The 3,616-nt window shown below is 63.8% G+C and carries 2 protein-coding genes and 2 pseudogenes; 3 read left to right on the top strand and 1 reads right to left on the bottom strand.

Going from position 1 to position 3,616, the window contains the following annotated elements:
- Positions 1–34: 34 nt before the first annotated feature.
- A pseudogene (locus tag ACN675_RS28375) lies at positions 35–1,311 on the top strand (ISL3 family transposase).
- A gap of 199 nt (positions 1,312–1,510) precedes the next feature.
- On the opposite strand, the gene ACN675_RS28370 reads toward ACN675_RS28375, so the two are convergent.
- Positions 1,511–1,894 (bottom strand): hypothetical protein, encoded by a 384-nt coding sequence (locus tag ACN675_RS28370; protein ID WP_420753989.1) that lies wholly within the window; start codon positions 1,892–1,894, stop codon positions 1,511–1,513.
- Between the two features lie 623 nt (positions 1,895–2,517).
- Here ACN675_RS28370 and ACN675_RS28365 point away from each other — a divergent pair.
- Both ACN675_RS28365 and ACN675_RS28360 read left to right on the top strand, forming a co-directional pair.
- Positions 2,518–2,910 (top strand): annotated as a pseudogene (locus ACN675_RS28365) (HNH endonuclease); the annotation flags it as partial.
- Positions 2,911–3,162: 252 nt separating this feature from the next.
- Positions 3,163–3,616: HNH endonuclease (locus ACN675_RS28360; protein ID WP_420753990.1), on the top strand; the 454-nt coding region annotated here is incomplete at its 3' end.

The following is a 3,616-nucleotide window of genomic DNA, read 5'->3' as shown; positions in this document are numbered from 1 at the left end:
TTGCCTGCCCGGCTCGATCGTCGCCGACACGATCATGCGCACCATCGAACTCGGTGTGACGATCACCGATGCCGCCCTCGATGGCGAGGTCACCGTGGTGTTCTGTGATCTGCTGGTCGATGGACCCGACCGATGCCCGAACTGCACCCGGACAGGGACGTACCGGGACACGATCGTGCGGACGATCACCGATCTGCCGGTGGCCGGCCATCCTCTGCAGCTACGGGTGCGGGTGCCCCGCTACCGATGCGAGAACACCTCCTGTGAGCGGGAAGTGTTCCGGCACACCACCGACCGACTCGCCCGCCCCGGTTCGTCGACCACCCGCAGATGCGCCCGGCACGTCCTGCGCCGGTTGATGGTCGACCGCACCTCGATCGCGGCGATCGCCCGGGAACTGGGCCTGTCCTGGGACACGGTCAATACGATCGCGGTCGACGCCACCACCGGGCTGCTCGCCGCCGATCCCACCCTGCTCGAGTCGGTGCGGGTGATCGGGGTCGACGAGCACCGCTGGGCGCATACCCGCCGGGCGGCCGGCGACGGCTATGTCACCGTGATCGTGGACCTGACGCCGGTGTTCGACGGGGTCGGCCCGGCCCGTCTGCTCGATCTGGTGCCAGGACGCTCCTCGGCGGTGCTGTCGACCTGGCTCGACGAGCGAGGCGCAGACGTCCGCGGCCGGATCGAGTCGTGGCGATGGATGGCTTCGGTGGCTACAAGACCGCCGCGACCAGCACTGTTCCGGACGCGGTCACGGTGATGGATCCGTTCCATGTTGTCGCCCTGGCCGGGGCGAAGCTGGACCTGTGCCGTCAGCGTATCCAGCAGCCCACCCGTGGGCACCGAGGCTGCACCGGTGATCCGCTCTACGGAATCCGTCGCACCGCCCGCACCCGCGAGGAGTCGCTCAGCGACCGGCAACGCCGACGCCTCGAGAAGGTGTTCGCCGATGAGCGGCACATCGCCGTCGCGGTCACGTGGCGGGTCTACCAGGACATCATCGAGGCTTACGCCGATACCGATCGTCGCCGTGGCAAGACGAAACTGACCCGGGTGATCGATACGATCCGCTCCGGTGTCCCCGACGGTCTCGAGGAACTCGCCCAGCTCGGCCGCACCCTGCACCGCAGACGGACCGATGTGCTGGCGTATTTCGAGTACCGGGCCTCGAACGGACCGACCGAGGCGATCAACGGCCGGCTCGAAGCACTACGTCGGCACGCCCTCGGATTCCGCAACCTACTGCACTACCGAATCAGGTCATTGCTGCACTGCGGCAACCTCACCCACGTGATTGATGCACTCTGAATCCGGAAGAGCCCGTTAAGGCCGCCGAGGACAAAGCCCGGCGCCGGGGTAGAACAACCTGGCCGTGCTGACTCGTCGAACACCGGCGTCTGATCAACCAAGGTGATGCACCCGTCGCTGGCCGGGCGGGATCGGCAGCGAGCAGCCCGAGAGGCTCGACCGCAGTTGTGTTGACCGGGTCCCAGGACAGGTCCAGTTCTCACACCGACCGGCGAGGTCGACCGTGGAACACCCGGACCCGGAGCCGGGATCCCCGAACCCCAACCTCCAGCACAGCGACGGATGCACCCGGCACCGGCAAGGACGGCAAGTCGTCACCGAAGATCGTGGCGGGAGTCGGTGGCGTGGTGATTGTCCTGCTCATGGCACTGACCAACGGCCTGATGACGGTCTTCCAGAAGGAGGACACAGCAGCGTCTGCGCCTTCCCCGGACTCCACAACTGCGCGTGGTGGATCGCGGTCGGGCTGGACCGGTGTCGTTGCGAAGACGTGGCCGTACTGCAGCAACCTCCAGTCGAAGCGTTGTCGCTGCTCGGCCAATAACTTGTGGTCGATCGGGTCGAACACCGCGCGGCGCACCATGGAGCGAGCGTAGGCCGCGGCCGATGCCGTCGATCGCGTTCGGAACGAACTCGATCTGAACTTCCAGCGAGTTCTCTTCGAGCCGGTCCGATTCCCGTGATCCTGAAGCGGTAGAGCTCCCGCTTGCTCTCGGCCTCGCGCGCAGATGCTCTGCCGCTCCACCTCCCACCGGGGTGCCTGCGCGACCGCGACGACATCGTGACCGGTGGTGTCGGCAGCATGGGCCTGCTGACGCCATACATGTACCTAGCGCAGCGGCGCAGTGGCGTGCTCCCGGCACCGATAAACCAATCCGAACACCGTCGGTGCCGTGGGGCGACGAATCCGATTCGGAGTCAGCCCAGTAGTTCTCCCTCGCAGAAGGCGCCATGTTGTAGATGGCATTCACTGTGGACTTCCAATGATGCGCGCATGGTAAAAGGTTTTCCACCAATGCAATTGGTTGCATCACGCCTGCGGAGCTGGGTATGGTTGATACCGCGCTGAGATTCAATCGGATATTGGTGCAGGCCAATTGCCCCGGCTGTGCCTTGACCGTCAGGCACTGTCACGTCGGGCTCCCTATCCCGAATTCGGCTTACTCGGTGGTTGGCAAGCGCAAGATCTAGCTTTGTCCCCAGCGGATGGTCCAATGGGAGAGAGGAGGCCTCATGCTCGTTAAATGTGCTGATTGTGACGCGATGTTCGACCCTCGCCCGTCGGGTCGGGGGCCGAGTCGTCAGCGCTGCGAGGAACATGTCAAGCTCCGCAAGCGGGAACTTGTCCGGGCTCGTGACATGCTCAACCGGGCAAAGGAGTGGGGGGTTGAAACCGAACTGGTCATTGCCCGCGAGGTGTTCGAGCGAGACGGCTGGACATGTCACCTATGCGGCAAGGCAATTCCGGAGCGATTGCGAACAACTCGCGTTCTCGGGGGTAAGCATGAGCCATTGTCACCGGTCATCGACCATGTGATTCCGCTATCCAAGGGCGGCCCTCACACGATGGAAAATTGTCGTGCGGCTCATTGGACCTGCAACGCTCGCAAGTTCAACATTGAGCCAGGGGCTGAGGCGGGAGTGGAGCGACCGGCCTCCGCGCCTGCGAAGCACGGACGTGCCGGTGGTGATCAGTGCAAGCTCGATGGGTGCCTGCGCGTTGTCGCGGGGGATGGGCTGTGCCGAGGACATCTGAGGCGCTTACGGAGATACGGCGACCCGAACAAAGTCAGGTGCGGGTGCGGGTGTGGCGAACTGATTACAGTCGCGGCCAGTGTCACGGTCTCGGCCGTGTACCTCGACGGCCACGGTGTTGCGAATGGGGTAGCGGTTTCTCCCGAGGTGAAACTGAAAAATGGCCTTGTGTCCCAGTCCGTCTCGAAGCGAGGCAGGAATCTTCACGCATTGACCGATGACTGTCAGGTGTGGACCGGCTCGAAGAACAAGGCAGGATACGGCCGGATGTACGTGAGGGTGCCGGGGCAGAAACGTAGGGGCCGAATCGTTCAGGTTCACCGTTTCGCTTACGAACTCGCGAACGGCGAGGGATCGGCGCTCAATCTCACAATCGACCACTTGTGCGGCGTCCCGCTGTGTTGCAACCCGAATCATCTTGAAGCAGTATCTATCGGCGAAAACATCAGACGCGCTGCCCTGGTGGTTCTCAGCTGCCCTGAGGGCCATATCTATGACGAAGAGAATACGTTGTACAGCCTCGATGGGCACCGGCGATGCCGCCAATGCA

This window comes from Rhodococcus sp. O3, assembly GCF_048897285.1.
Classification (GTDB): domain Bacteria; phylum Actinomycetota; class Actinomycetes; order Mycobacteriales; family Mycobacteriaceae; genus Rhodococcus.
The sequence above is the reverse complement of the archived record's forward strand: the minus strand, read 5'-3'. Positions and strand labels throughout refer to the sequence as shown.

What these genes read in the sequence shown, in the direction of transcription:
- ACN675_RS28370 (WP_420753989.1), bottom strand. Translation starts at nt 1,894, where the DNA reads ATGGTGCGCCGCGCGGTGTTCGACCCGATCGACCACAAGTTATTGGCC.